General features: G+C 43.0%; 21 protein-coding genes. 12 read left to right on the top strand and 9 right to left on the bottom strand.

Annotated features, from left to right (window positions below):
* Positions 1-3 precede the first annotated feature (3 nt).
* The 4 genes from AB1Y31_03465 to nirB are packed head-to-tail and all read right to left on the bottom strand — an operon-like array spanning position 4 to position 6,053.
* Positions 4-2,208, bottom strand: coding sequence for a nitrate reductase (locus AB1Y31_03465; protein ID MEW4982223.1), 2,205 nt, complete (start codon positions 2,206-2,208; stop codon positions 4-6).
* 13 nt (positions 2,209-2,221) lie between these two features.
* On the bottom strand, positions 2,222-3,136 hold the full coding sequence (locus AB1Y31_03460) for a PhzF family phenazine biosynthesis protein (protein MEW4982222.1): 915 nt from the start codon (positions 3,134-3,136) through the stop codon (positions 2,222-2,224).
* A 14-nt stretch (positions 3,137-3,150) separates the two neighbouring features.
* The gene (gene nirD / locus AB1Y31_03455; GenBank protein ID MEW4982221.1) at positions 3,151-3,510 is read right to left on the bottom strand and encodes a nitrite reductase small subunit NirD; all 360 of its coding nucleotides are present in this window, start codon (positions 3,508-3,510) and stop codon (positions 3,151-3,153) included.
* 14 nt (positions 3,511-3,524) lie between these two features.
* Positions 3,525-6,053 (bottom strand): nitrite reductase large subunit NirB, encoded by a 2,529-nt coding sequence (gene nirB / locus AB1Y31_03450; protein MEW4982220.1) that lies wholly within the window; start codon positions 6,051-6,053, stop codon positions 3,525-3,527.
* A 306-nt stretch (positions 6,054-6,359) separates the two neighbouring features.
* Here nirB and AB1Y31_03445 point away from each other — a divergent pair, with 306 nt between their 5' ends.
* From AB1Y31_03445 to AB1Y31_03435, 3 genes are all read left to right on the top strand, one after another.
* Positions 6,360-7,826, top strand: coding sequence for a NarK family nitrate/nitrite MFS transporter (locus AB1Y31_03445; GenBank protein ID MEW4982219.1), 1,467 nt, complete (start codon positions 6,360-6,362; stop codon positions 7,824-7,826).
* A 19-nt stretch (positions 7,827-7,845) separates the two neighbouring features.
* Positions 7,846-9,549 (top strand): bifunctional protein-serine/threonine kinase/phosphatase, encoded by a 1,704-nt coding sequence (locus AB1Y31_03440; GenBank protein MEW4982218.1) that lies wholly within the window; start codon positions 7,846-7,848, stop codon positions 9,547-9,549.
* A 361-nt stretch (positions 9,550-9,910) separates the two neighbouring features.
* Positions 9,911-10,585 carry an NnrU family protein gene (locus tag AB1Y31_03435; GenBank protein MEW4982217.1) on the top strand — a complete coding sequence of 225 codons (675 nt, stop codon included), beginning with the start codon at positions 9,911-9,913 and terminating at the stop codon, positions 10,583-10,585.
* 52 nt (positions 10,586-10,637) lie between these two features.
* Here the strand turns inward: AB1Y31_03435 and AB1Y31_03430 are convergent, their stop codons facing one another.
* The 3 genes from AB1Y31_03430 to AB1Y31_03420 all read right to left on the bottom strand — a co-directional run bounded on the left by AB1Y31_03430 (position 10,638) and on the right by AB1Y31_03420 (position 14,988).
* Positions 10,638-11,804 (bottom strand): HD domain-containing phosphohydrolase, encoded by a 1,167-nt coding sequence (locus tag AB1Y31_03430; GenBank protein ID MEW4982216.1) that lies wholly within the window; start codon positions 11,802-11,804, stop codon positions 10,638-10,640.
* A 98-nt stretch (positions 11,805-11,902) separates the two neighbouring features.
* Entirely contained in the window at positions 11,903-13,582 is a 1,680-nt protein-coding gene (locus tag AB1Y31_03425) for a glutamine--tRNA ligase/YqeY domain fusion protein (GenBank protein ID MEW4982215.1), read from the bottom strand.
* Between the two features lie 74 nt (positions 13,583-13,656).
* On the bottom strand, positions 13,657-14,988 hold the full coding sequence (locus tag AB1Y31_03420) for a YihY/virulence factor BrkB family protein (protein ID MEW4982214.1): 1,332 nt from the start codon (positions 14,986-14,988) through the stop codon (positions 13,657-13,659).
* A gap of 121 nt (positions 14,989-15,109) precedes the next feature.
* On the opposite strand from AB1Y31_03420, the gene sufT reads away from it, so the two are divergent.
* A complete protein-coding gene (sufT, locus tag AB1Y31_03415; protein ID MEW4982213.1) occupies positions 15,110-15,658 on the top strand; it encodes a putative Fe-S cluster assembly protein SufT in 549 nt (182 codons plus the stop codon).
* Positions 15,659-15,697: 39 nt separating this feature from the next.
* On the top strand, positions 15,698-16,381 hold the full coding sequence (locus AB1Y31_03410; protein ID MEW4982212.1) for a sulfite exporter TauE/SafE family protein: 684 nt from the start codon (positions 15,698-15,700) through the stop codon (positions 16,379-16,381).
* A gap of 1 nt (position 16,382) precedes the next feature.
* Here the strand turns inward: AB1Y31_03410 and ccoS are convergent, their stop codons facing one another.
* Both ccoS and AB1Y31_03400 read right to left on the bottom strand, forming a co-directional pair.
* Positions 16,383-16,580 carry a cbb3-type cytochrome oxidase assembly protein CcoS gene (gene ccoS, locus AB1Y31_03405; protein MEW4982211.1) on the bottom strand — a complete coding sequence of 66 codons (198 nt, stop codon included), beginning with the start codon at positions 16,578-16,580 and terminating at the stop codon, positions 16,383-16,385.
* Positions 16,573-19,029, bottom strand: a complete 2,457-nt coding sequence (locus tag AB1Y31_03400; GenBank protein ID MEW4982210.1) for a heavy metal translocating P-type ATPase — start codon at positions 19,027-19,029, stop codon at positions 16,573-16,575. Before AB1Y31_03400 ends, ccoS begins: the two co-directional genes overlap by 8 nt.
* Positions 19,030-19,099: 70 nt before the next feature.
* On the opposite strand from AB1Y31_03400, the gene AB1Y31_03395 reads away from it, so the two are divergent.
* The 7 genes from AB1Y31_03395 to ccoG all read left to right on the top strand — a co-directional run bounded on the left by AB1Y31_03395 (position 19,100) and on the right by ccoG (position 24,722).
* Entirely contained in the window at positions 19,100-19,810 is a 711-nt protein-coding gene (locus AB1Y31_03395; protein MEW4982209.1) for a helix-turn-helix domain-containing protein, read from the top strand.
* Positions 19,811-19,977: 167 nt separating this feature from the next.
* Positions 19,978-21,390, top strand: a complete 1,413-nt coding sequence (gene ccoN, locus AB1Y31_03390; GenBank protein ID MEW4982208.1) for a cytochrome-c oxidase, cbb3-type subunit I — start codon at positions 19,978-19,980, stop codon at positions 21,388-21,390.
* Between the two features lie 15 nt (positions 21,391-21,405).
* Entirely contained in the window at positions 21,406-22,014 is a 609-nt protein-coding gene (ccoO, locus tag AB1Y31_03385) for a cytochrome-c oxidase, cbb3-type subunit II (GenBank protein MEW4982207.1), read from the top strand.
* Positions 22,015-22,017: 3 nt separating this feature from the next.
* A complete protein-coding gene (locus AB1Y31_03380) occupies positions 22,018-22,191 on the top strand; it encodes a cbb3-type cytochrome c oxidase subunit 3 (GenBank protein ID MEW4982206.1) in 174 nt (57 codons plus the stop codon).
* Entirely contained in the window at positions 22,188-23,078 is an 891-nt protein-coding gene (ccoP, locus tag AB1Y31_03375) for a cytochrome-c oxidase, cbb3-type subunit III (protein ID MEW4982205.1), read from the top strand. Before AB1Y31_03380 ends, ccoP begins: the two co-directional genes overlap by 4 nt.
* Before the next feature lie 6 nt (positions 23,079-23,084).
* Positions 23,085-23,324, top strand: a complete 240-nt coding sequence (locus AB1Y31_03370) for a hypothetical protein (GenBank protein ID MEW4982204.1) — start codon at positions 23,085-23,087, stop codon at positions 23,322-23,324.
* 6 nt (positions 23,325-23,330) lie between these two features.
* Complete coding sequence (gene ccoG, locus AB1Y31_03365) at positions 23,331-24,722, top strand: cytochrome c oxidase accessory protein CcoG (protein ID MEW4982203.1); 1,392 nt, start codon at positions 23,331-23,333, stop codon at positions 24,720-24,722.
* Position 24,723: the final 1 nt, after the last annotated feature.

The raw sequence follows: 24,723 nt of genomic DNA, 5'->3' as shown, positions 1-24,723 counted from the left end.
CTATTAAAAGCTGCGCATTTCCATATTAAGCTGCGCAGCTGCTTGTTGATCTTCTAATCTTTCAATCGTAATGGCAGATTGTTTATACGCTGGTTGGCGCGAATGTGGGTCTAACAGCCCAAGTGTTAAGCGATTGACACAGTCAAAATAATGGAATGGAATAAACACCATATTCCTGGGTACGCGCTGCGTTAACATAGCCATCACTACCGCGTCACCGCGCCGTGATATACAGCGAACATACTCCCCTTGCCTGATCCCAAGATCGCTCGCGGCATCAGGGTTTATTTCCATAAACGGAATGGGGCTGTACTTATTCGTATTACTTAATTTGCCTGTTTTAGTGCGCGTGTGGAAGTGCTCTACCAAACGGCCTGTATTTAGCCAAAAGGGGAACTTCTCATCCGGCACTTCGTTATTATTAATAAAGGGCAACGGTATCAGCTTTGCCATACCATCAGCATGACGGAATGTAGCGGGCTCTGTATATAAACGCTTCCCACCTTTGGGCGGCACCTCGCCTTTATTGGCTTGCTCTTCTGTGTAAGGCCACTGGATACCACGTTGCTTTTCAATTAGATCGTGATTCATACCTGAAATATCAACTAAGCGTCCTTTAGAAAGCGCTTTCATTTCTTCAAAAGCATCTGCCGGCTTATCTGGGAAATTCATCTTTTCGCTAGCTGCAAAGTGCTTCGCCAATAGGTTAAATATATCAAAATCTGATTTCGAATTACCGTACGTCTTCGTTGCTTTACGAACAATATTCACACGGCGCTCTGTATTAGTAAAAACACCCTCTTTTTCCGCCCACGTTGCCGCTGGAAGGTAAAGATGAGCATATTGCGTCGTTTCGACATCAGCGTAGCTGTCTTGAACCACTAAGAAGTCGAGCTTTTCAAGTATTTTACGAGTACGCTCGGTATTGGGCATTGATGTCATTGGGTTCGTCGCCACCAACCACATCCCTTTGATTTGACCGGTTTCTATCGCAGAAAATATATCGGTTTGAGCAAGGCCTCTTTTCGTCGGAAAAAAGTCCGGGTCTACATTCCAAAACTCACCTATTTCTTTGCGGTCTTCTTCTTTTTCAAGGGCACGGTAACCGGGCAAACCGGAACATGATGACCATTCACGCGTGCCCATGGCATTGCACTGTCCGGTAATAGACAAGCTTGTACCGCCTTTTTTACCCACATTGCCAGTAATCAAATTTAAATTATTAATACCGACAACGCCGTCTGAGCCGTGTGTACTTTGGTTAATACCCATCGTCCAAATACTCATCGCAGAACCGGCTTTTGCATAAATACGTGCAACGCTACGGATGGTATCTTCATCAATACCACAAATGGCCGCCGCAGTCGTTGGATCAAAATTCTGTACTTCTGCTTCTAGCTCTTCCAGCCCTACCGTATTTGCATCAATGTAATGACGGTCTTCTAGGCCTTCGGTCAAAATAACATACATTAAGGCATTCTGAAGCACCACGTCCGTACCCGGTGTGATCGCCAAGTGTATATCGGCTTTTTGTGCCAGCATGGTGACACGTGGATCAACAACAATTAACGGGAAATCACGTTTTTCGCGCGCTTCTTGTAAGCGCCAATAAATAATGGGATGTTGTTCAGGCAAGTTCGAACCCCAAGCCATCAGACACTCGGTGTATTCAAAATCTTCGTAACAGCCCGGTGGGCCATCTGAACCAAATGAGCGCTTATAACCTGATACAGCCGATGCCATACACAAGGTTGTGTTGCCATCGTAATTATTTGTGCCGATAACACCTCGGGTTAATTTACCTAAGGTATAAAATTCTTCTGTTAACAACTGGCCGGTTGATACAACTGCAAACGAGTCGCGACCATGTGTTTCTTGAATACGGTTGATATTGCTAGCCATCACAGTGGCAGCATTATCCCAATCAGTTTTACGGTAATCTTCTTGAATACTATCGCGAATGAGCGGTTCATCACCCCTGCCCGATGAGCCAAAAACCTCGTGTTCGAATATGCCTTTTACGCAAAGTTTGCCGCGATTAACATCTGCTCCACCAACTCCTCTTGAACCGACAACTTTACCGTCGGCATTTGTACCTATTTCAATTGAACAACCTACTGAGCAATAACCACATGTCGCATAGGTCCATTTGTCGACTTTTTTGTCGACCATCTTGATAGGGTTCTTTTTGTGACGTCCGAATAGCATATTTGAGTTCCACTTAACTCATTAATAATTCATTTTTGCTAACGAATACTGAATCACCACCAACCCTAAGTGTTATTGGTCGCCCTGTTCGTTTGTCCATCTCAATATGTAGAAGGCTTCTACGCGTTTCTAACGTACCTCGATCAATAGCAAAACTGTACGTACCTTCTCTCACGTGCTCGTGCGATGCTAAATAGCCAGTAAATGCAGGCATTACTGAGCCAATTGGAGGATCTTCATGGTCACCAACACTTGGGCCAAGTAAACGTCCATGGAAGTTACTATCACTTGAATCAGTTTTTGCACTGAAAACAAAAATTTCTTGTGCTGCCATAGCAGGTGCACTGGATTCACCCCATGCTTTAACATCAAAACGAGCTTTGCGAACGGCTTCTTGTGACTTTAGTGGGACAATTAAATAAGGCAAACCACTGGAAACTAAACGAGTATGGTACTGCGTATGGTCAATATCTCTTTCATCAATTGACAATAAATTAGCCAATTCGCTACCTGGCGGTGTAAAGCGGTCAACTACTGGCGTACTTTGAAGTGTGAACTGAACAAAACGTTTCCCTTCGTCATCCATTGAAATATTAGCTACAACATCTTGATTGTTTTGCTTTAGAAGCATGCTGGTATAAGCACCCTCTAGCGTAATTTGTCCGGTTTCTGCTAGTACATTTGCTATCGCTAAAATTGGGTGACCCGCAAAGTCCACTTCACCCATTGGTGAGAAAATCCGTACTTTAAATTCATTTTCGTTTTTGTCTAGTGGATAAATAAATACCGTCTCTGACAAATTTAGTTCATTGGCAATACGGCCTAATTTTTCTTCAGATAACCCCTCTGCATTTGGAAAAACCGCTATCTGTGCGCCTTGAAAAATGTCATCGGTAAAAACGTCAAGTGTGTAATACATTGGTGTCATTGTCTCAATCCTCGTTAACTTGCTAAGCCGATTATCACTCGGCCATTTACTATTTGTGCTTTATAAGCTGCAATGGAAACATCTTCATCTTCAATGCACTGTCCAGTTTCGAGCTTGAAGTGCTGTTTGTAGATTGGTGAAGCCACAACAAGGTCATCACCAACACTGCCTATGATGCCACGAGATATCACATTCGCTTCACTAAAAGGGTCATAGTTGTCTAAGGCAAACACTTGCTGTGTTCGTTTAACGTAAAACAAAGCGATTTGCACGTCATCCACAAGTGCCGCTGTACCTGCATTTTCGGTGAGGTCCGTTAACGCGCAGACATCAACTTCATTATTATTCAATTCATTAGCCATTTGAGTATTCATCCGTTTGTTATCGCTTAATTTAGTTGCGCTGTCATTTCTTCTTTACGCGCAGGACGTATTTGGTCACGCTCTGGAACAAATACGATTTGGCTATCGCCTTTATCAGAGTTTACAAAGGCGTTAAATGATTTAGATTTCTCTTCATTTTCAACCGTTGTTTTCCATTCGCATTGGTAGGTATCGATAACCGTTTGCATCTCATCTTCAAAGGTTTCAGCCAAGCCCAGTGAATCTTCGATTACCACTTCACGCAGATAATCTAAGCCACCTTCTAAATTCATCATCCAGGTAGATGTACGTTGTAAGCGGTCTGCCGTTTTAACGTAAAACATCAAGAAACGGTCGATATATTTGATCATCGTCTCGTAATCAAGCCCCGTTGCAAACAAGTCTGCGTGCCTTGGCTTCATGCCGCCGTTACCACATAAATATAAATTCCAGCCGTTTTCAGTAGCAATAATGCCCACGTCTTTACTTTGCGCTTCGGCACATTCACGCGTACAACCTGACACAGCAAATTTTAATTTATGTGGAGAGCGTAAACCCTTGTAACGATTTTCTAATTCAATGGCGGTAGTAACGCTATCAGCAACACCGTAACGACACCATGTACTACCAACGCATGACTTAACGGTACGCAGTGATTTACCATAAGCATGACCCGTTTCAAAACCTGCATCGACAAGTTCTTTCCAAATAAGCGGAAGCTCTTCTTGGCGAGCGCCAAATAAATCCACACGTTGACCGCCGGTAATTTTAGTGTACAAATTATATTTTTTGCCCACTTCACCCAAAACGATCAACTTGTCTGGCGTAATTTCACCACCGGCAATACGAGGAACAATGGAGTACGTGCCATTTTTTTGAATATTAGCAAGGTAACGATCATTCGTGTCTTGTAAACCAGCATGAGGCGTTTCTAACACATAATCATTCCAGCAAGACGCCAAAATGGACGCCGTTGTCGGCTTACAAATATCGCAGCCATGACCTTTGCCGTGTTTTTCAATCATTTCATCAAACGTTTTAATGCCACCAACACGTACAAGGTGATACATTTCCTGACGAGTGTAGGCAAAATGCTCACACAGGTCAGTGTTAACATCCATGCCTAGTTTTTCTAGTTCTTTGTTCAGAACTTGTCCGACTAGAGCAGTACAACCACCACAACCGGTTGTTGCGTTAGTACACTCTTTAAGAGCACCCATTGTCGTCGCACCGTCTGATACTGCCTGACACAAAGCGCCTTTTGATACATCAAAACACGAACAAATTTGTGCTGCATCAGGTAAGGCTTCCACACCTAAACCCGTTGCGCCAGAACCGTCGCGCTGCGGTAAAATAAGCGCGTCTGGATATTCCGGTAGCGGAATATCATTCAGCTTGAGTTGTAATAAATTACCATAATCGACGGTGTCGCCAATCAATACAGCACCTAGTAAACGAGTATTATCTTCACTAACAACGATTTTTTTATACACATCGTCAGCGCCGTTAACATAAGTATAAACCTTGGCTTTTTCGGTTGCTGCGTGTGCATCACCAATACTGGCCACATCCACACCCATCAATTTCAACTTGGTGCTCATATCTGCACCGGTAAAACTGTTCTCTTTCGAAGACAGCTGATCAGCTGTCACTTGAGCCATTTGATAGCCTGGCGCTACAAGACCAAAGATCTTACCCTCCCATAAGGCACACTCACCGATCGCATAGATATCTTCATCCGACGTACGGCAGTTATCATCAACAACGATACCGCCTCGCTCACCCAATGTTAAACCACAATCGCGGGCAATATCATCACGAGGGCGAATACCCGCTGAAAACAAAATAACGTCTGTTTCAATGTGCGTGCCATCTGCAAAGTTCATGCGATGAACGCATTCTTCACCATCAACAATGCCTTGGGTATTTTTTTGCGTATGAACGCTTACATCTAGCTCTTCAATCTTCTTGCGTAAAACTGCTCCAGCACCATCATCAATCTGCACAGCCATCAAGCGAGGTGCAAACTCAACAACATGAGTTTTCAAACCAAGGTCCTTTAGCGCTTTTGCTGCCTCCAGCCCTAACAAACCACCACCAATAACAACACCCACCTTGGATTGTTCACCGGCTTTAGTGATATCAATTAAGTCATCGATCGTACGGTAGACAAAACAATTATCTCTTTCATGGCCAGGAATCGGCGGTACAAAAGGAAAAGAACCCGTCGCTAAAACGATTTTGTCATAAGAAATACTGATACCGTTTTCAGATGTAACCGTTTTACTTTTGCGATCAATGGTCGAAGCACGGTCACCCATGTGGACTGTAATATTGTTGTCTTCAAAAAAACCAGGCTCAACAAGTGACAAATCATCTTCAGTCTTACCATTAAAATATGACGTTAGTTGAACACGGTCATAGGCAAGACGTGTCTCTTCACAAAAAGTCGTAATTTCATAATCTTGCATAGCCTCACTTTGCGTCATGGACTGTAGGAACTTATGACCCACCATGCCATTGCCAATAACAACCAATTGTTTTTTATCACTCATGCTTTATTTCTTCCAGTTTTTATTCATAGTTTCATTTGGTTCTAGCACGTTGTATGCCAACAGATACGTTGACCCATAACATACTGATATATATATTAATAACCCAAAACTTCTTATCCGCCCGCGCATCACAATCAATATCTCGCCTTATTGCGGTGCAGTATAAATTAACAGCGCAACATTTTGGTGCGTAATGAGGAATTTCGACCTAAATTATCGAATAAACTTCCGGAAAAACAAGCAGATAAGAATTTGGCACAGCTATTGCTTTACACTAAATATTCTATTCAACAGGGATTTATGGCAATGACGCAAAAATTAAAGTTATTATCTTTTAAAGGTAATATTCGCATTCTACACACGACTTGGTTCGCATTCTTTATTAGTTTTATGGTCTGGTTTAACCATGCGCCTTTAATGTCTGTTATTCGTGACGTATTCAACTTAACAAGCCAAGAAGTTTCCGTACTCCTTATATTAAACGTCGCTTTAACCATACCTGCACGCATCATCGTTGGCATGATGGTCGATAGTTTTGGGCCACGCCGGATGTTCTCAGGAATTTTAGTACTATCCAGCTTTTTATGCCTCTTCTTTGCATGGGCGCAAACATTTGAACAACTTGCCTTAGCACGTTTCTTACTCGGTTTTGTTGGCGCCGGCTTTGTGGTGGGTATTCGCATGATTGGTGAATGGTTCCCTGCAAGACAAACAGGTATAGCACAAGGTATTTACGGTGGCTGGGGTAACTTTGGTTCAGCCGCTTCAGCAATGGCTCTACCTGCGTTGGCGCTATGGTTGGGCGGTGAAGACGGTTGGCGCTATGCTTTAAGCATTACAGCCGTTATTGCTTTTGTGTATGGTATCTTTTACTACTTTAGCGTGACGGACACACCTAAAGGTTCTACTTACTTCAAACCTAAAAAGGTAGGTGGCATGGAAGTCACCAGCAAGGGCGACCTCGTTCTTTATATTCTTATGAGCATGCCAATATATGCTGCTCTTGCCCTATTAACTTGGAAGCTTTCACCTACTGGTATGGGTTGGCTGACTGAGCAAATGGAATTAATTGCATACGGTTCAATTGCCGCCGTGTACCTATACCAAGTCGTACAAATCATTCGCGTTAACAAAGATATATTCACTAAAGAAGTACCTGATTTATTTCGTTACCAGTTCAAACAAGTCGCTATTTTAGACTTGGCTTATATGGTGACATTTGGTTCTGAATTAGCATTGGTTTCAATGTTGCCTTTGTTTTATATCGATATGTTTGGTTTATCCCCTATTACAGCAGGACTTTTAGCGGCCATTTACCCCGTAATGAATTTAGTCGCCCGCCCAGGGGGCGGCATGTTGAGCGATAAGATCGGCCGAAAAAAATCTCTTGTTATTTTATTTTCAGGTATCACCCTCACCTTCTTATTATTAGGTCAAGTCAGTGAAACTTGGGCGGTTTCTCTAGTCGTCGCTTCTACCATTTTGTGCGGCTTGTTTTCAAAAGGTGGTTCAGGTGCCGTTTACGCAATGGTACCCTTAATTCAACGCCGTATGACAGGGCAAGTTGCCGGCATGGTTGGTGCCTACGGTAATGTCGGTGGTTTAACCTTCTTAACAGTCCTTTCGTTTGTTTCTCCACAAATTTTCTTTATGGTAATTGGCGGGACGGCTGGCGTCGTTTTGCTGTTCATGCTTATCTTCCTAGAAGAACCTAAGGGGCAAACGGCTGAAGTGCTTGAAGATGGTACAGTAGAACTAATTGACGTCACTTAATCACTTAGTAGCTCATACAATGGAATCAGAAGCGCTCATAGACCTTGGCCAATCGTCAGATAAAGGCCTGAAAGAAGAAAATCAAGACAGTTACGGCGTCTTACTTCCTGAGTCCCCAGTTTTAGAGCAAAAAGGGATTGCTGTTGTTATTGCTGACGGGGTTAGCGGTTGCGATGCTGGCAAGCTCGCCAGTGAATCGTGCGTGAAGAGCCTACTAGGTGATTACTACTGTACGCCCGATTCTTGGACCGTTAAAACGTCCGTACAAAAGGTCTTAATAGCGACCAATCGCTGGATGCTCGGTATGGCGCAACAAGGCGGTGTCAATCATAAAGGCTTAGCGACAACCATGAGCGCGTTGATCGTTAAGTCTTCTACCGTTCATTTGTTTCATATCGGTGACACCCGTATTTATCGAATACGTGATAACAAGCTTGAGCTTCTCACCGACGATCATCGTTTCTGGGTTTCTAAAGAAAAAAACTACCTAACTCGTGCCATGGGCATCGACCTACATTTAGAGATTGATTACAGCAATTTCTTATTGGAAGAAGGCGATGTATTTTTATTCTCGACCGATGGCGTTCACGAGTTTGTGAGTGATGCCGTTATGCTAGCTAAGTATGCTGACAACACCGACAACTTAGATCGCGCCGCACGAGAAATAACCTCTCTCGCCATGGAAAACGGCAGTGACGATAATGTGACTTGCCAAATTGTTAGGTTCAATCAGTTACCCCAAGTTAACGAACAAGAGATTTATCGTAAATTAACGGAACTCCCCTTTCCTCCTGACTTAAACGCGGGCATGCTGATGGACGGTTACCGTATCGAACGTGAGTTACACGCCAGCAATCGGACGCAGGTTTATCTTGCTACCGATGAAGAAACAGGCCAACAAGTCGTTATTAAAACGCCTTCCGTTAATTATGTCGACGACCCAACGTTTTTGGATATGTTCGTACAAGAAGAATGGGTCGGGCGTCGTATTGATAGCAACCATGTGCTGAAAATCATTGAACAAACAAGAACTCGCCGCTTTCTCTATTACGTGACCGAGTACATCGAAGGACAAACTCTTAGGCACTGGATGAGCGACAATCCGCAGCCTAGCTTGCACGATGTTAGAGGTATTGTGCGACAAATTGCCCGTGGATTAAGAGCATTTCACCGAAAGGAAATGATTCATCAAGATTTGAAGCCCGAAAATATCATTATTGATACGCAAGGCACGGTAAAAATTATTGATTTTGGCTCAACCAAAGTAGCTGGCGTAGAAGAAATATCAAGCCCAGTACACCGCTTAAGCTTATTGGGAACACAACATTATACTGCACCAGAATACCTATTAGGCCAACCAGCGAGTTACCGTTCAGATGCCTTTGCATTAGGCGTTATTAGCTACGAAATGATTACAAGCAAACTACCGTTCGGAGAAAAATACGGCGAAAAAGCACTGAGTAAACTACAGTATATTTCAATGTTAGACATCGACTCAGATATCCCACTTTGGGTGGACGGTGCCATCAGGAAAATCGTCAAAAGAAACCCAACAAAACGTTACGAAGAAATATCAGAATTCATTCACGATCTGTCATACCCCAATAAAGAATTTACTCAAATAGCACACACGCCTCTGATACAGCGTAATCCTTTGGCATTTTGGAAAGGCCTTGCAACGTTAAGCCTATTGGCGAATATTGCCATCTTATTACTAAAATAAGCCAGTAAAGCGAGCGCTAATAGCCTGAACACTAAGCCAGCCTCCTCGAATACACCACTTGATCAGTCACGCAAATATTTCTCCACTTTGTCACGCAGCAACACCGTTTTGCTGCAACAGACTGATAGTCTTCATCAGCCCATCGCATAATTTAATCATCTCGAAGTGATCATTAGCACGCTGAAAACCCAGTAAACGCCATATCATTCATTGACACCATAAATCAGATATCAGTAAATATTGGTATTGTTTAGCACCGAACCGCTTGCATTCAACAGCCTTTAGGCCCCTTACCTGCAATCAGTTCATATAGCTGCGTTCAGCCTTACTGGTTAGCGCCCCAAATATGGAGAGTACGTCGATGAATTCGCTAATCGCAGCTTGTCTTTTCTTTCTTGGAATGCACTGGGTTATATCAGGTAGCCCCTTACGTAGCTACATTGTCAATTTATTGGGCGAAACTTTATTTAAAGTATTATTCTCTCTCAGTATTTTTGCTGCCTTAACGTGGATGGCTATTGCCTTTTCAGCCGCCCCTTATTTACCGACTTGGGGCAATGCTGACAATCTTAAACCCATCAGCGTGATACTTATGTTGTTTGCTTTTTTGCTCCTTCCCATGAGTGTTTTTGATAAAAATCCAACCCTTATGGGATTAGTTCCACCTGACGAAGTAACGGCACGAGGCATGGTTCGCATCACCCGACATGCTGGGCTTATTGGCCTAGGTTTATGGGGACTCGCTCACTTTATCGTCAATGGAGATTGGGCATCACACCTACTGTATGGAACGATTGCTTTCGAGGGCCTTATTGCACCGATGAATTTAGACCGAAAATACCGTAGCCGTTATGCTGATTCTTGGGATAGGTTTACTGCCCAAACGTCATATATTCCCTTTATGGCCATAATATCTGGACGTAATAAACTTGTTTTACGTGAACTTAATATCTGGGGCGCACTGATTGGAGTTACCTTATTTATTGGCGTTCTTTATTTTCACCAAGGTTGGTTTGGCGGCTCCCCATTGCCTTGATGGTTAGCCTTTTTGAAATTTGCCTTAAGCTCGCATAGAACAATATCTCTTATTAACTACCTGAATAGCCCCATAGCTTAGAAAAATCCATTGGCTTTTCAAACGCTGGCGTTGCCATGCCTGTGATCTTGTACATATCTAGTTTCGAATCGCGCATCATGGGGTTTTGGTACATAGCACCACGAGGGCCAATAATACAGGCCACAACGGGGGCAGTCGCATTTCTATCTTTTTTAACTATCGCACGTTTTATGACAATCGCCGTGTCTCCATTAGCTAATTTCACAAAAGATCCCGGTGGGTAAACACCCACTTCCCTAATCAATAATTGTGTCAAGTGGTCATCGACTGATTTCCCCCTATCGACAAAAATTTCCTTCAGTGCTGTTTGTGCCAAAATAGGGTCACGATACGCCCGCGGCGTAATCATAGCCGCATAAATATCTGCCAGCGCAACCACCTTTGCGCCTTGATGAATCTTATCGCCCTTTAATTTAGCTGGATACCCTTCCCCATCAATACGTTCATGATGTTGTAAAATAATGCTTAAGGTATGTGTGTCCGTCAGGCCAGCTTTTTTGAGTATCGCAACACTCTTTTCAGGATGATCATGAATAGCAGCTCGCTGCATCTCAGTCAACGAATTAGCTTGTGCGAATAGCTCATCTTGCAGTTCATACATACCTACATTCATCATCAACGCTGCCGCCATAACCGTTTTTTCTTGTTCATCGGTAAAATTTAAACGACGCATTAGCAACTCACACAAGATCGCCGTATGCAATGGGTGTAGTACACTGTAAGAAAACTCACTAGACAGGTGCACTGCAGCCAGCGTGGCATTGGCATTGTTATAACAGTCTTCTTTAATTCTATTGGTTAGAAAATCAACCGTCTCTTGTACGTCAACGGACTCACCAGCGATAAGTTTTGTCACGAACTGTTCCAACTCTGTCGCACACAGCCGTTTCATTTGAAACGGGCTTTTGGTCTTTACTCTACGTTTCTTTTCCTGTTCCGCCTGCTCTTTCTCTTCAACAGCCTCTATATCTGACAAACCGCGATAAATGCCTTTTTCTAGAATAACCTTCAGCTGCTTTTCTGAGCTAACCACAGTGCCCTGTTTAAGTAACAGCGCTTTTTCAATATCATAAACAGGCCAAGGTAGTGACTCACCAACACTCACTTCACTTGGATTGATTCTTCTAATACCTGTCATTTATTTACAGCTCATCCAAGAATATTTTCATATGCTAACAATCTTTTAGTCTAGTATTAAAAAAATTAAAAACTAGGGCTACATCGCTGTTTAGTGCTTTATTTCTTTTTAGCCCAAGAATCTCGTAACGTGACAATTCGGTTAAACACAAGCTTTTCGGCTCTAGAATCAACGCTGTCTAGGCAAAAATAACCTTGCCTTTCAAATTGGTATGCAGCTGAACCGGCTGTTAGCAGTGAGGCTTCTAATTGACAGTCTTTAAGCACTTGCACAGAATCTTTATTGATAAATTCTTTATAGTCTTGCTCTTTTTCTGACACTGGCGCAGCGATGGTAAATAAGCGGTCATACTGCCTTACTTCCGCACTAATCGAATGTTTTACAGATACCCAATGAATCGTCCCTTTTACTTTGCGGCCATCTTCAGACTTCCCTCCGCGTGTAGCAGGATCGTAACTACAGTGCACTTCTGTTACTTCACCATTGTCATCTTTCACGACATGAGTACAGGTCACGTAGTAAGCAAAGCGCAACCGAACTTCACGCCCCTCAGTTAAACGGAAAAATTTCTTAGGGGCACCTTCCATGTAGTCGCTTCGTTCGATATAAAGCTCTTTAGAAAATGGAATATCACGTTTGCCTTCTTCTGGTTTTTTGGGGTGATTAATCCCTTGAAGTATTTCTTCTTGCTCTTCAGGGTAATTATCAATAATCAACTTTATTGGATCAAGAACCGCTAGCGCTCTGGGTGAACTTAAGTCTAAATCTTCGCGTAATGAGTTTTCAAGCACACTCATCTCAACGATATTGTCTTTTTTAGTCACGCCAATTCGCGAACAGAAATCACGAATCGCATTCGCCGTATAGCCACGACGACGCATGCCACTGAGTGTCGGCAAGCGAGGATCATCCCAGCCGCTTACATAGCCCCCTTCGACCAGTTCATGTAGCTTTCGTTTGCTCATCACTGTGTAATCAAGGTTTAACCGCGAAAACTCTATTTGTTGTGGGTGCGCCGGTGTGTTGAGTTCATCCAAAAACCAATCGTATAAAGGACGGTGATCTTCGAACTCAAGTGTGCAAAGCGAGTGGGTAATGCCTTCAATCGCATCTGACACGCAGTGCGCAAAATCGTACATTGGGTAAATATGCCATTTATCACCGGTCATCGGGTGCGACATGTTTTTAATACGATAAATAGCGGGATCACGCATATTGATATTTGGCGCAGCCATATCAATTTTGGCGCGCAACAGGTGTTCACCTTCGGCAAATTCACCATTTTTCATGCGCTCAAGCAGATCTATATTTTCTTCAATTGAGCGATCTCGATAAGGACTATTTTTACCTGGCTCAGTTAAATTACCGCGATAAAGTCTTATCTCTTCGGCAGACAAACTATCGACATACGCTTTGTCTTGCTTCACTAACTGAACAGCATAAGCATACAATTGACCGAAGTAGTCAGAAGTATGATGAAGGCTCTCACCCCAGTCAAAACCTAGCCAACGAACGTCTTCTTTAATGGCATCAATGTATTCAGATTTTTCCTTACCTGGGTTGGTATCGTCAAACCGTAGGTGGCAGATGGCATCAGGGTAATCTTGCGAAATACCAAAATTCAGACAAATGGATTTTGCGTGTCCGATGTGCAAATAGCCATTCGGTTCTGGCGGAAAACGCGTAACCACTTGCTTGTGTTTACCCGACTCTATATCCGCATCAATAATATTACGTATAAAATTACTCGGGCTTGCTTCGATACTCTTATCATTCATCAGCTGAAAACCTTAACTCTAAATTTAAGCGCCGAATTTTAAAGCATCTCACCAGTAAGGTCTTTAAAAAGTCGTTACTGTGTTTTATCAACAACAAGATCGCGTATGCTCATGCTGCCTAACGACTCTTCAATAGCGCGGTCAATACTATTAGCCACATCCAAGGTATCATTTGGCAGTAGCAGTACATTCGCCGCTAAAAAGTGCTCTTCTTCAGCAACTCGCACTGCCTTAATCACATCCGCTACCAACAAAACATCAAGTGACTTAGCGGGCAAGTAACCAACTGGACTCTCGTTACTTTCAACAATAAGGTGTTGTGCGATGAGTTTAATAAGCACATATCGGACAACCGTATGTGGCGCCGATATTCTGTCCGTTAATCCATCGAGTGTGGGGGGTGCATCACCGTTGTAATGCGTTTCGCCAATCAACTTCATTAGCAATAATGCCAAGCGTTCCTTAACACGAGAACTTATTTCAAAGCCGTCTCGGCTCACCTTTAATGACGAAGGGTTTTGTATATAAAAGGCAAGGTTTGAACCAAACAGTAAAATCAACCAACTAATATATAACCAAATCAGCAACATAATAACGACTGCAAAACTTGAGTAAATAGCCGTATATTTTGTTGAACTAACAACAAAGGTCGCAAATAAAACGCCTGAAGTTTCCCACAAAAAACCCGCAACGATAGCGCCTATCATTGCGGCTGATAAGCGTACGCGTGTATTTGGCATAAACATATAAATAAACGTGAACACCCCCATCACCATCGCATAAGGAAGTAACTTAGTCGTTAATATAATCAGGCTACCGAACGGCTCAATAGCGGCAAAATATGTAACAACCGACGAGCTCATCACCGTCGCCGTCATCCCAAGCGCTGAAACCATCATAACTGGGCCGATCAAAATAACACTCAGGTAACTACTGAAACGTTCACCGATACTGCGTGTCGACTCAACGTGCCAAATCATATTGAAGGCATTTTCGATTTTTTGAACCAATGACAAAACAGTATAAATTAATAAGCCTAAACCAACCGAGCCCAACACACCGACTTTTATGTTATCGATAAAACCAATAATATTTTTACCAATATCGGTGCCTTGCTCACCTAATGGCGCTAAAAATTGGAATAAAAAAGGCTCGATTTCATTATGTGCCCCCATCGCTTTTAATACAGAAAAGCTCAGCGCCAACAGCGGCACAATCGACAATAACGTGGTATACACCAGACTCATTGCTCGTAAACTGAGCTGGCCAGCCATTAAATCCACAATTGATGCATAGACAACGCGTAAGGTTTTCAATAGCAGCATTGCATGCGGTGACAAGCCAGCTTCGCTAGGCCACAGTAGCGCGTCGATTTTGGCTTGCAGGTTAAACTTCCTTTTTGACACCTGTTGCCCCTCTACTTACGTAATAAGTGTTCTTTTTTCATTGCAAACATCCTACAGGTTTAGCTTTTCTTAAACAAATTAAGGTAAAATTAACGTACTCAATATAGACACAATGAAACTTATGCCTGAACAAGAAAGTATCGCACTCGTCAGAGATGTCAACGCCATCGTTATTCCCGCTGGCGTACACGTCAAACTTAAAAAAGACGATGTCGTCACCATTATGCAGTCACTTGGCGGCTCTTATACCGTTTCAAGTGAAAGAGGTATTATTGCGCGCATTTCGGCTATAGATGCCGATGCGTTAGGTAAAGAAGTTGAAGTTATCCATGCTTATGAGACTGGCACCGACCCAGAGTCGATTCGTGAAGCCTGTTGGACCTTCATGAAAACGGTATACGACCCAGAAATACCTGTGAACGTAGTAGACCTCGGCTTAATTTACGACTGCACTGTACGTGCCTTAACAGATGGTCTTAATCATGTGCACGTTAAAATGACACTCACCGCGCCCGGTTGCGGTATGGGCCCTGTTATTCAAGGTGATATCGAGTCGGGTATTAAACGAATGGAAGGGGTTGAAACAGTTGAAGTAGAAGTAGTTCTTGACCCACCTTGGAATCAAAACATGATGTCTGAATCAGCTAAACTGCAATTGGGTATGCTTTAACACAAAAACGTTACTAAAAATTCATCTCTAACTGTCTTCATGTTGACAGAAAGCGCTTATTTTATTGCTTTTATTTTTGGTTTTTTGGGTTCCACTCACTGCGTCCCAATGTGCGGCGGCATTGTTGGTGTATTGAGTCAACAAACAAATGGCTCTACCCATCAAGCCATCAGTAAAACCTTGTCCTATAATGTAGGTCGAATCCTTAGCTACAGTTTTATTGGGCTGTTAGCGGGTGGTTTTAGTCAGGCTGCACTCTTACCGATAGAGCGTAATTCGCTGGTATTATTTTCGCAAATAATCACCTTTATTTTTATGCTGGCCTTTGGTTTTTATTTATTGGGTTGGCTAAATATTCTCAGTCACCTAGAACGACTGGGGCAACGTTTATGGAAGCATATTTCACCTCTCAGTCGCCACCTACTACCTATTCGACGTAAGCGTGACGCTTTTTACCTTGGCATCATCTGGGGCTGGCTTCCGTGCGGTCTCGTATACTCCGCCCTCGCATGGAGCTTGGCCAGCGCAAATTTCATTAGCGGTGGCCTTATTATGCTGAGTTTTGGCCTTGGGACATTACCCATGTTATTGACTATGGGTATAGCCTCAGAAAAACTACTTCAACTACGGAGCTCACCTTTCGTTCGTCGTACAGCAGGCTATCTAATTATTGCTTTTGCCGTGTTTAACTTAATGAATACAAACAGCTCTCATATCCACTAATTTATTCAAGTTCTTTATCTTTATCCTTTTCTTCTACCGCTTCATCGGCCTCCTCTAACACTTCTTCTTCATGCAAAATGCTATGTGCCGGCCCATCTAAATCATCAAATTGACCCGACCTAACGGCCCACAAAAAAATAGCCGCGATTAAACCGACCAAAATGACCGACACTGGAATTAAGAAGTAGAGACTATCCACTGTGTAACCCCGTTGAAGCACCAACTTTATTCACCGTTGGCAAGGCGAATCGCAACCTAAAAGAATTCAATACAACCACTAAAGAACTCACCGACATGCCCAGTGCCGCTTGCCAAGGTTCAACGTGACCAGCTATTGCTAATGGCAATGCACCAACGTTGTAGAGTAACGCCCAGCCCATGTTTTGTTTAATAGCAACCCCCATTTTCTTTGACAACTGGAACGTGTTTTGAAGGCTTTGCATGTCATTATTCATGAGTAATATATCTGATGATGCACGCGCTAACTGACTCGCCCCAGACACAGAAATGGACACGTCCGCTTTCGCTAAAATAGGCGCATCATTAACGCCATCACCCACCATCGCCACTTGATCACCGTTAAGTTGCAAACGATCTATTTCATTGAGTTTATCACTGGGCGAGGCTTCAAATTGAACGTCTTTAATACCTAGTTTTTTTGCCAACCATTTAACCGGCGTTTGTTTATCCCCACTTAATAGGCTCACTTTTTTACCCTGACCTTGCAACCAAGTCACTATTGATTGCGCACCGTTCCTTATATCATCGTGTATTTCATAAACAGCTAGAAGTCCGTCGCCACTCGCCAAATAAACCTGTGTCACGCTCAAATCAGCAATATCAGGCTTCAAGCCTAAAGATTCACTAATAAAACTTTCTGAACCCAAATAGTAAAATTTGCCTTGAATTTTCCCTTTCAAACCGGCTCCATTTGTCTGCTGCACATTAATAACTTGGTGCTTTAGCAACGCCTTTCTTTGCTTAAATGCCCGAGCTATAGGGTGGTCTGAAAAGCCCTCTAGGCTGATCGCAATATCGAGCATTGTTTGCTTATCTTGCCCCTGAAAAATTGTCTCATTAGAAACCGTCATCGCGCCTTGAGTCAGCGTTCCAGTTTTATCAAAAATAACCCGCTCAATGCCGGCTAATTTTTCTAGTGCAACACCGTTACTAATGATAATACCCCGATCAAATAGCGAACTCATTGCCGCGGTATACGCGGTGGGCGTCGCTAAAGACAGCGCACAAGGACAAGTCACTACCAGCACAGATAACGCGGTAGAAAACCAGTCTACATGACCTTGCAAATAACCAAACACAGCCGTACCAACTGTTACCAGAATGACCATCGAAATAAATACACTGGCAAACCGGTCTGCGACCACCACCCAATCCGGCTTTTCTGCATGCGCTCTATCAATCAAGCGTGAGATTGTAGATAAGGTGCTGTCTTTACCCACACAACTTACGCGGGCTATCAGCGTATTATCAAGATTGTGACTACCCCCCAATAATGCATCACCCACACGTTTATAAATCGGTTCATTTTCACCTGTCAAAATTGACTCATCTACCTGTGAGGAACCCATTAAAACAATAGCGTCAGCCGGAATAACTTCGCCAGGATTAATTTGTATTTTATCTTCTAAAATTAGAGATTTCGCAGAAATACTTTCTACGCTCTGATCGGCACACACGCGTTTAGCGATCACCGGTACCGCTTGAGTAAGGCGCTCGCTCGAACTCATCGCGTACCAACGCGTCAGAAACTCAACATAACGTGCTAATAAGAGAAATAAAACGAACATACACACCGATTCGTAATAGGTATCCCCCTGCCCTTTGTAGGTATTAAAAATGCTAGCGAGAAAGCCCAAGCTAATACCCAACGCAACGGGCACATCCATCCCCGGCATTTTATTTTTCACATCACGATAAGCTGCTTGTAAAAAAGGCCTGGCTGAAAACAAAACAACAGGCAAGGTCAATAATGCACTCACCCACTTTAAAAACTGCAACATATCCGCGTCTATTTCATTCGGGCCAGCGATATAAATACCCAGGGTGATCATCATCACCTGCATACCACAAAATACGGCAACACCCACCCTACTTAAAAAGTCTTTACGTTCTTTTTGTAAGTTAGAAAACTGTTTACTCGCATCAAAAGGTAAAGCTCGATAACCTATCGATGAAATAGCGAGTAACACATCATCAATGCGAGCAGTCCCTTTGAGGGTTTTCAGCAAGGCACGTCGAGTCGCATAATTAACCTTAAAAGACACAACCCCTTTTAAATGCTGAACATGTCGTTCAAGCAACCAAATACAAGCAGAACACGTTATACCTTCAATAATGAGCGATGTTTCTACCACCTCATCATTGGAACTCTCAACTTCTGGCTGGCTACTGGTAATATTTCCTAACACATCCATCGGCGATTTGGCCGACACTGAATAAGCGGTACGCTTTTGATAAAAGCTGGCTAAACCATTATTAATAATCGCTTGCGCAACGGCCTCACAACCTGGACAGCACATTGGCCGCCAGTGCTGATCAAAATCAACACCCCAAGCCTTTCCAATGGGCACAGAAAGGCCACAGTGAAAGCAAACCTCATCATTTTCTATTTTAGTGCGAGTTGTCATAACCTAAACAGTGGCTTTCAAGGATAAATGCGGTAATATAAACATTCTCTAGTTTGCTATCTTAGACTGTATGAGCTCATTGGCTAAAAATTTATTTCGTGATTTAACAGTTTCTTGTTCTGACTGCAGTTTGGGCGAGCTATGTATTCCTCATGGATTAGCGCAACAAGATATCGATAGACTTGACGACTCCGTAAGCCACACAAAGCTTTTACATACTGACGATATTCTGTACAAACAAAATACACCTTTCAAATCTCTTTATGCCTTGAAATCAGGCTCCGTTAAAATCATCACTAAAAATAATGAAACGGGTGAGGAAATAATGGGCCTCTACCTACCTGGCGAAATTATTGGCTTTGACGGCATTGCAACAGATAAATACCAATGCTCCATTCATGCACTCGAAACCAGTAAGGTTTGTGAGATAGACCTTGATAGCCTGCATGAAAATATTCCAAGCATTTTCAAACAATTGCTTAAACACGCAAGCAAATCCATAAACCAGAGAAATTCGGTTAGCAAGGCTAGCGCTGAAAAGCGGATTGTCGCTCTGCTTTTAGACTTATCAGACCGCTACCGGCTTCGAGGTTACTTTTATACCGAATTCAACCTTTACTTATCTCGTAGTGAAATCGGCAGCATGCTCAACCTCTCATCCGAAACCGTCAGTAGAGGGATTCGCAAGCTTGAGCGTGATGAGTTCATCACCTTACAAAACAAGCGTCGTATCAAAATTAATGACATTGATGGCCTAAGAATCTTAATGACGCAGGCTTAAGTTACCGTCAATTCTATGCATTAATAATGCATAACATCTAGCAATATTTTTCCTGGGCGATAGAAATTTGACATATGTCATTTTTCTATCAATCTACCTGTCTTTGTTGCGGCACAGCACCTATACTCCGGCACTTATAAATCAATACTAATAATAGAGATTTCCGTATGGGTGCAACTATCTACAACGACACTGTCGTTCGACAATTTTCAATTATGACCGTTGTTTGGGGCATCGTTGGCATGCTCGTCGGCGTTATTATCGCAGCTCAACTTGTTTGGCCTGCCCTGAACTTTGATATCCCTTGGCTAAGCTATGGTCGCTTAAGACCCCTGCATACTAATGCGGTAATTTTTGCATTTGGTGGCTCTGGCTTAATGGCAACATCCCTATATGTTGTACAAAGAACCTGCCAAGTACGGTTATTTGGTACTGCTTTAGCAAGTTTTGTATTTTGGGGTTGGATGCTAATAATAATACTGGCGGCAATTACCCTTCCTTTAGGCTTATCACAAGGTAGCGAATACGCTGAGTTAATTTGGCCTATCGACCTACTACTGGCTGTTGTATGGGTTGCCTATGGTATCGTTTTCTTCGGCACCATCGTAAAACGTAAAACCAAACACATCTATGTGGCTAACTGGTTCTTCGGTGCTTTCATTATCACCGTGGCCGTCCTCCACATCGTGCGCTCATTGGCTATTCCAGTAAGTCTCACTGAGTCCTATCCCATCTATGCTGGTGCCACGGATGCGATGGTTCAATGGTGGTATGGGCATAATGCGGTTGGTTTTTTCTTAACTGCTGGCTTTCTAGGGATGATGTATTATTTTGTACCTAAACAAGCAGAGCGCCCTATTTACTCTTATCGTTTGTCGATTGTGCATTTCTGGGCATTAATTTCGATTTATATGTGGGCAGGCCCTCACCACTTGCATTACACAGCCCTACCCGATTGGATTCAATCCGTAGGCGCTGCCTTCTCTATTGTTTTATTGGCACCCTCGTGGGGCGGCATGATCAATGGCATCATGACCCTATCTGGCGCATGGCAAAAACTACGCCACGACCCTATTCTTAAGTTCTTAATCGTTTCATTGTCTTTTTACGGCATGTCAACATTTGAAGGACCTATGATGGCCATAAAGTCAGTAAACGCACTATCTCATTACACTGAGTGGACCATCGGACACGTTCATTCAGGTGCGCTCGGTTGGGTTGCTATGATCACCATTGGCTCTTTGTACTTCTTGATTCCAAAGTTGTTTGGCAAAAAAGATATGTACAGTATGAAACTCGTTGAAACACACTTCTGGGTCGCCACAATTGGGATTGTTCTCTACGTTGCATCCATGTGGATAGCTGGTGTTATGCAAGGGCTTATGTGGGGTGCCATCAATGATGATGGAACGCTTACCTATAGTTTTGTAGAGTCTTTATTGCGCATGCAACCGTTCTACCTCATCCGCTTCTTAGGCGGCACAATGTTCTTATCTGGGATGTTTATCATGGCTTACAACGTCTACAGAACAACAAAAGGCTCTCAGCCTGCAAACGTTGTCGTCCCTCAAAGCATTTAACTGGAGCAGATTAAAATGAGTCACGAAAAAGTTGAAACTAATATCGGGTTAATGATGATTTTAATCGTCCTCGTTATCTCTGTGGGCGGATTGATTGAAATTGTTCCTCTGTTCTTTTTAAAGAAAACGACAGAGCCCGTATCAGGCCTAATGCCATACAACTCCCTACAGTTAGCAGGGCGCGATGTTTATGTCCATGAAGGTTGCTTTGGTTGCCATTCACAGATGATCCGCCCGTTTCGTGCCGAGACTGAACGTTATGGCCACTATTCATTGGCTGGTGAGTTCATTTACGATCGACCTTTCCAATGGGGTTCAAAAAGAACCGGACCTGACTTACAACGCGTCGGCGGACGCTACAGTGATGACTGGCATCGCTTGCATTTAACAAACCCTCGTCTAGTCGTACCAGAATCAAATATGCCGGGGTACCCATGGTTAAAAACAAACATGGTCGATGGTGAGCTGATTGCTGACAAAATGCGCGCTCTTCGTATACTCAACACGCCGTATACCGATGAAGATATCGCTAATGCAGTAATGTCAGTAAAAGGGAAAACCGAGATGGATGCGCTGATCGCCTACCTGCAAGTTCTCGGCACTCACGTAAGCACAAGGAGATAAAGCATGCTTGATCTAAATACGCTTCGCTCTATTTTTACATTACTATTATTTGTTCTTTTTGTTGCCATTTGGGTTTGGGCATGGAGCAAAGACAGAAAAAAAGAGTTTGAAGACGCCGCAAATATGCCTTTTCAAGGTGATGATATTAGTGCGGCATTACAAGGGGATAAGAAATGAGTGCTTTTTGGTCTATTGTTGTTTCCCTCGTTATTTTTTTAAATATTATTGGCTGTTACTTACTCATTAAATGGGTTGCTAAACCTAACAAAGGTGAAGTAAAGCAAGGCGAAGAAACCGGCCATGTTTGGGATGACGACTTAACGGAACTAAATAACCCAATGCCTCGCTGGTGGTTATACATGTTCTATATCAGTATCGTTTGGGGACTTTTATACCTAGTACTTTACCCTGGCTTTGCAAATTACCCAGGGTTATTAGAGTGGACGTCAGATAAAAAATATAGTGAAGAAGTTCGTGCAGCCGATGAACTCTACGGCCCTATTTTTAGTAAATACGCTGGAACACCTATCGTTGAGCTCAGTGAAGATAAGGATGCCAACGCTGTCGGGCAACGACTGTTTGTTAACTATTGCGCCCAATGCCACGGTTCTGATGCCGGTGGTTCTAGAGGTTACCCAAACTTAACTGATAACGATTGGATCTGGGGTGGCGCGCCAACTGATATCAAGCACTCTATATTAAACGGACGCAATGCCACCATGCCTGCATGGGAATCCATATTAACTCCCGTACAAATTGGTTATCTTGCAGACCACATACTTAGTTTTACCGGTAGAAAGCATAAAGCAACGGATGCTCAACGAGGTAAAGCAATTTTTGCAAATTACTGCGTCACTTGTCATCAAGCTGATGCGAGAGGTAACCCATTGATGGGTGCACCCGACCTTGCCGATAAAGTTTGGCTCTACGGCGCGTCACGTAACAAAATAATCGAGTCCATTAGCAAAGGTCGCACAGGGCAAATGCCACCGCATAAAAACTTCCTTGGAGAAGACAAAGTGCATATCTTAGCTGCCTACGTATACAGTTTATCTAGTGATTAGGTAACAATGGAGCTAGATAAAAAACGACTCATTATTGGAACATTATGGCCATCCTTTTGGATGGCTTGTGCTCTTAGCGGCATCGTTTTTAGTGCCATCGACCCAATAATCATTGCCTCTCAAATTGGTTTCAATCACATTTCTTATTTGGGCGCATATACCATTGGCTTTCTTTTTTTCTGGATTGTTTGCGCCTGGAGTGGTTTTTTCTCCATCATCTTTTCTCGCGCAACACCTAATAAGTAACAAACAGTGAATACTGATGATAAAAATGACTCAATAGAGTCTTCACTGTTTGAAAAGCGAAAAAAGCTATACCCTCGAGAAGTTCATGGTTTATTTGCCAACTTGCGAATTCTCGGCGTAGCTGTCCTACTGGGCGCCTACTACCTTTTACCTTGGATTAATTTAAATGGTCGTCAGATTGTGCTGTTCGATTTGCCCGAACGAAAATTCTACATTCTGAATTGGATATTCTGGCCACAAGATTTTATCTACCTTGCTTTACTTCTTATCTGCGCCGCCTTTGCTTTATTCTTATTTACAGCATTAGCAGGCAGACTTTGGTGTGGTTATGCATGCCCACAAACCGTTTGGACAGAAGTTTTTCTGTGGATCGAACGAAAAGTTGAGGGCACACGCTCTCAACAAATAAAATTAGACAAACAAGAAAACAATTCTGCAAAATTTGCAATAAAAGCAAAAAAACATGCCATTTGGGCCGTATTCTCACTCTTTACAGGCTTCACTTTCGTTGGTTTTTTCACTCCAATTAGAGAACTGGCGCCCAACATATTGTCCCTCCAGTTAGGGCCATGGGAAACCTTTTGGTTCCTTTTTTATAGCCTAGCCACCTATGGCAATGCTGGCTGGTTAAGAGAACAAGTTTGCATGTACATGTGTCCCTATGCACGCTTCCAGAGCGCCATGCTAGACAAAAACTCTCTCGTGATTTCATACGATGCCTTACGGGGTGAGCCAAGAGGCGGCAGAAAAAAAGGTGTCGACTTTGAAACAAGGCAACTCGGTAGCTGTATAGATTGCACTCTTTGTGTTCAGGTTTGCCCTACCGGCATTGATATACGTGATGGTCTGCAGTATGAATGTATAGGTTGCGCAGCCTGCATTGATGTTTGTGACGATGTGATGGATAAGATGAACTACCCACGTGGTTTAGTTAAATACACCACCGAAAATAGCATGGAAGGAAAACCAACCTCCTTCCTACGACCTAGAATTATCATCTATATAGCATTACTCGTCAGCATTTTGTCTGGCGTTGTCTATTCAATTGAAACGCGTGATTCCGTGGCACTCAATATTCTAAGAGACAGAAACGCGCTGTACCGTGAAAACTATGATGGAACAATCAGTAACAGCTATACCATCAAAGTACTGAATATGGACCTCGTTGACCATAAATACCAACTAAGCGTCAGCGGTATCGATGGTCTGCAATCATCCATTAAAGAACTCATCAGCGTAAAGGCCGGGCAAGTACTGGAAATACCATTATTGCTATCTGCTGAACCAGAATCTCTTCATCAAACATCCATAAGCATCGCATTAACTTTAAAAGCCAGCGATGATGTTAATGTAACCACTCAGTCCGAGGGTCGATTTATTGGCCCATTAGAGCCATAAT

The sequence above is a fragment of the Cycloclasticus sp. genome (assembly GCA_040743155.1).
GTDB lineage: Bacteria > Pseudomonadota > Gammaproteobacteria > Methylococcales > Cycloclasticaceae > Cycloclasticus.
The sequence above is the reverse complement of the archived record's forward strand: the minus strand, read 5'-3'. Positions and strand labels throughout refer to the sequence as shown.

What these genes read in the sequence shown, in the direction of transcription:
- AB1Y31_03395 (MEW4982209.1), top strand. Translation starts at nt 19,100, where the DNA reads ATGAGCTCATTGGCTAAAAATTTATTTCGTGATTTAACAGTTTCTTGT.
- AB1Y31_03440 (MEW4982218.1), top strand. Translation starts at nt 7,846, where the DNA reads ATGGAATCAGAAGCGCTCATAGACCTTGGCCAATCGTCAGATAAAGGC.
- AB1Y31_03370 (MEW4982204.1), top strand. Translation starts at nt 23,085, where the DNA reads ATGGAGCTAGATAAAAAACGACTCATTATTGGAACATTATGGCCATCC.
- ccoO (MEW4982207.1), top strand. Translation starts at nt 21,406, where the DNA reads ATGAGTCACGAAAAAGTTGAAACTAATATCGGGTTAATGATGATTTTA.
- AB1Y31_03465 (MEW4982223.1), bottom strand. Translation starts at nt 2,208, where the DNA reads ATGCTATTCGGACGTCACAAAAAGAACCCTATCAAGATGGTCGACAAA.
- nirD (MEW4982221.1), bottom strand. Translation starts at nt 3,510, where the DNA reads ATGAATACTCAAATGGCTAATGAATTGAATAATAATGAAGTTGATGTC.
- AB1Y31_03435 (MEW4982217.1), top strand. Translation starts at nt 9,911, where the DNA reads ATGAATTCGCTAATCGCAGCTTGTCTTTTCTTTCTTGGAATGCACTGG.
- AB1Y31_03380 (MEW4982206.1), top strand. Translation starts at nt 22,018, where the DNA reads ATGCTTGATCTAAATACGCTTCGCTCTATTTTTACATTACTATTATTT.
- nirB (MEW4982220.1), bottom strand. Translation starts at nt 6,053, where the DNA reads ATGAGTGATAAAAAACAATTGGTTGTTATTGGCAATGGCATGGTGGGT.
- ccoN (MEW4982208.1), top strand. Translation starts at nt 19,978, where the DNA reads ATGGGTGCAACTATCTACAACGACACTGTCGTTCGACAATTTTCAATT.
- AB1Y31_03460 (MEW4982222.1), bottom strand. Translation starts at nt 3,136, where the DNA reads ATGACACCAATGTATTACACACTTGACGTTTTTACCGATGACATTTTT.
- AB1Y31_03400 (MEW4982210.1), bottom strand. Translation starts at nt 19,029, where the DNA reads ATGACAACTCGCACTAAAATAGAAAATGATGAGGTTTGCTTTCACTGT.
- ccoP (MEW4982205.1), top strand. Translation starts at nt 22,188, where the DNA reads ATGAGTGCTTTTTGGTCTATTGTTGTTTCCCTCGTTATTTTTTTAAAT.
- sufT (MEW4982213.1), top strand. Translation starts at nt 15,110, where the DNA reads ATGCCTGAACAAGAAAGTATCGCACTCGTCAGAGATGTCAACGCCATC.
- AB1Y31_03430 (MEW4982216.1), bottom strand. Translation starts at nt 11,804, where the DNA reads ATGACAGGTATTAGAAGAATCAATCCAAGTGAAGTGAGTGTTGGTGAG.
- AB1Y31_03445 (MEW4982219.1), top strand. Translation starts at nt 6,360, where the DNA reads ATGACGCAAAAATTAAAGTTATTATCTTTTAAAGGTAATATTCGCATT.
- AB1Y31_03425 (MEW4982215.1), bottom strand. Translation starts at nt 13,582, where the DNA reads ATGAATGATAAGAGTATCGAAGCAAGCCCGAGTAATTTTATACGTAAT.
- AB1Y31_03410 (MEW4982212.1), top strand. Translation starts at nt 15,698, where the DNA reads ATGTTGACAGAAAGCGCTTATTTTATTGCTTTTATTTTTGGTTTTTTG.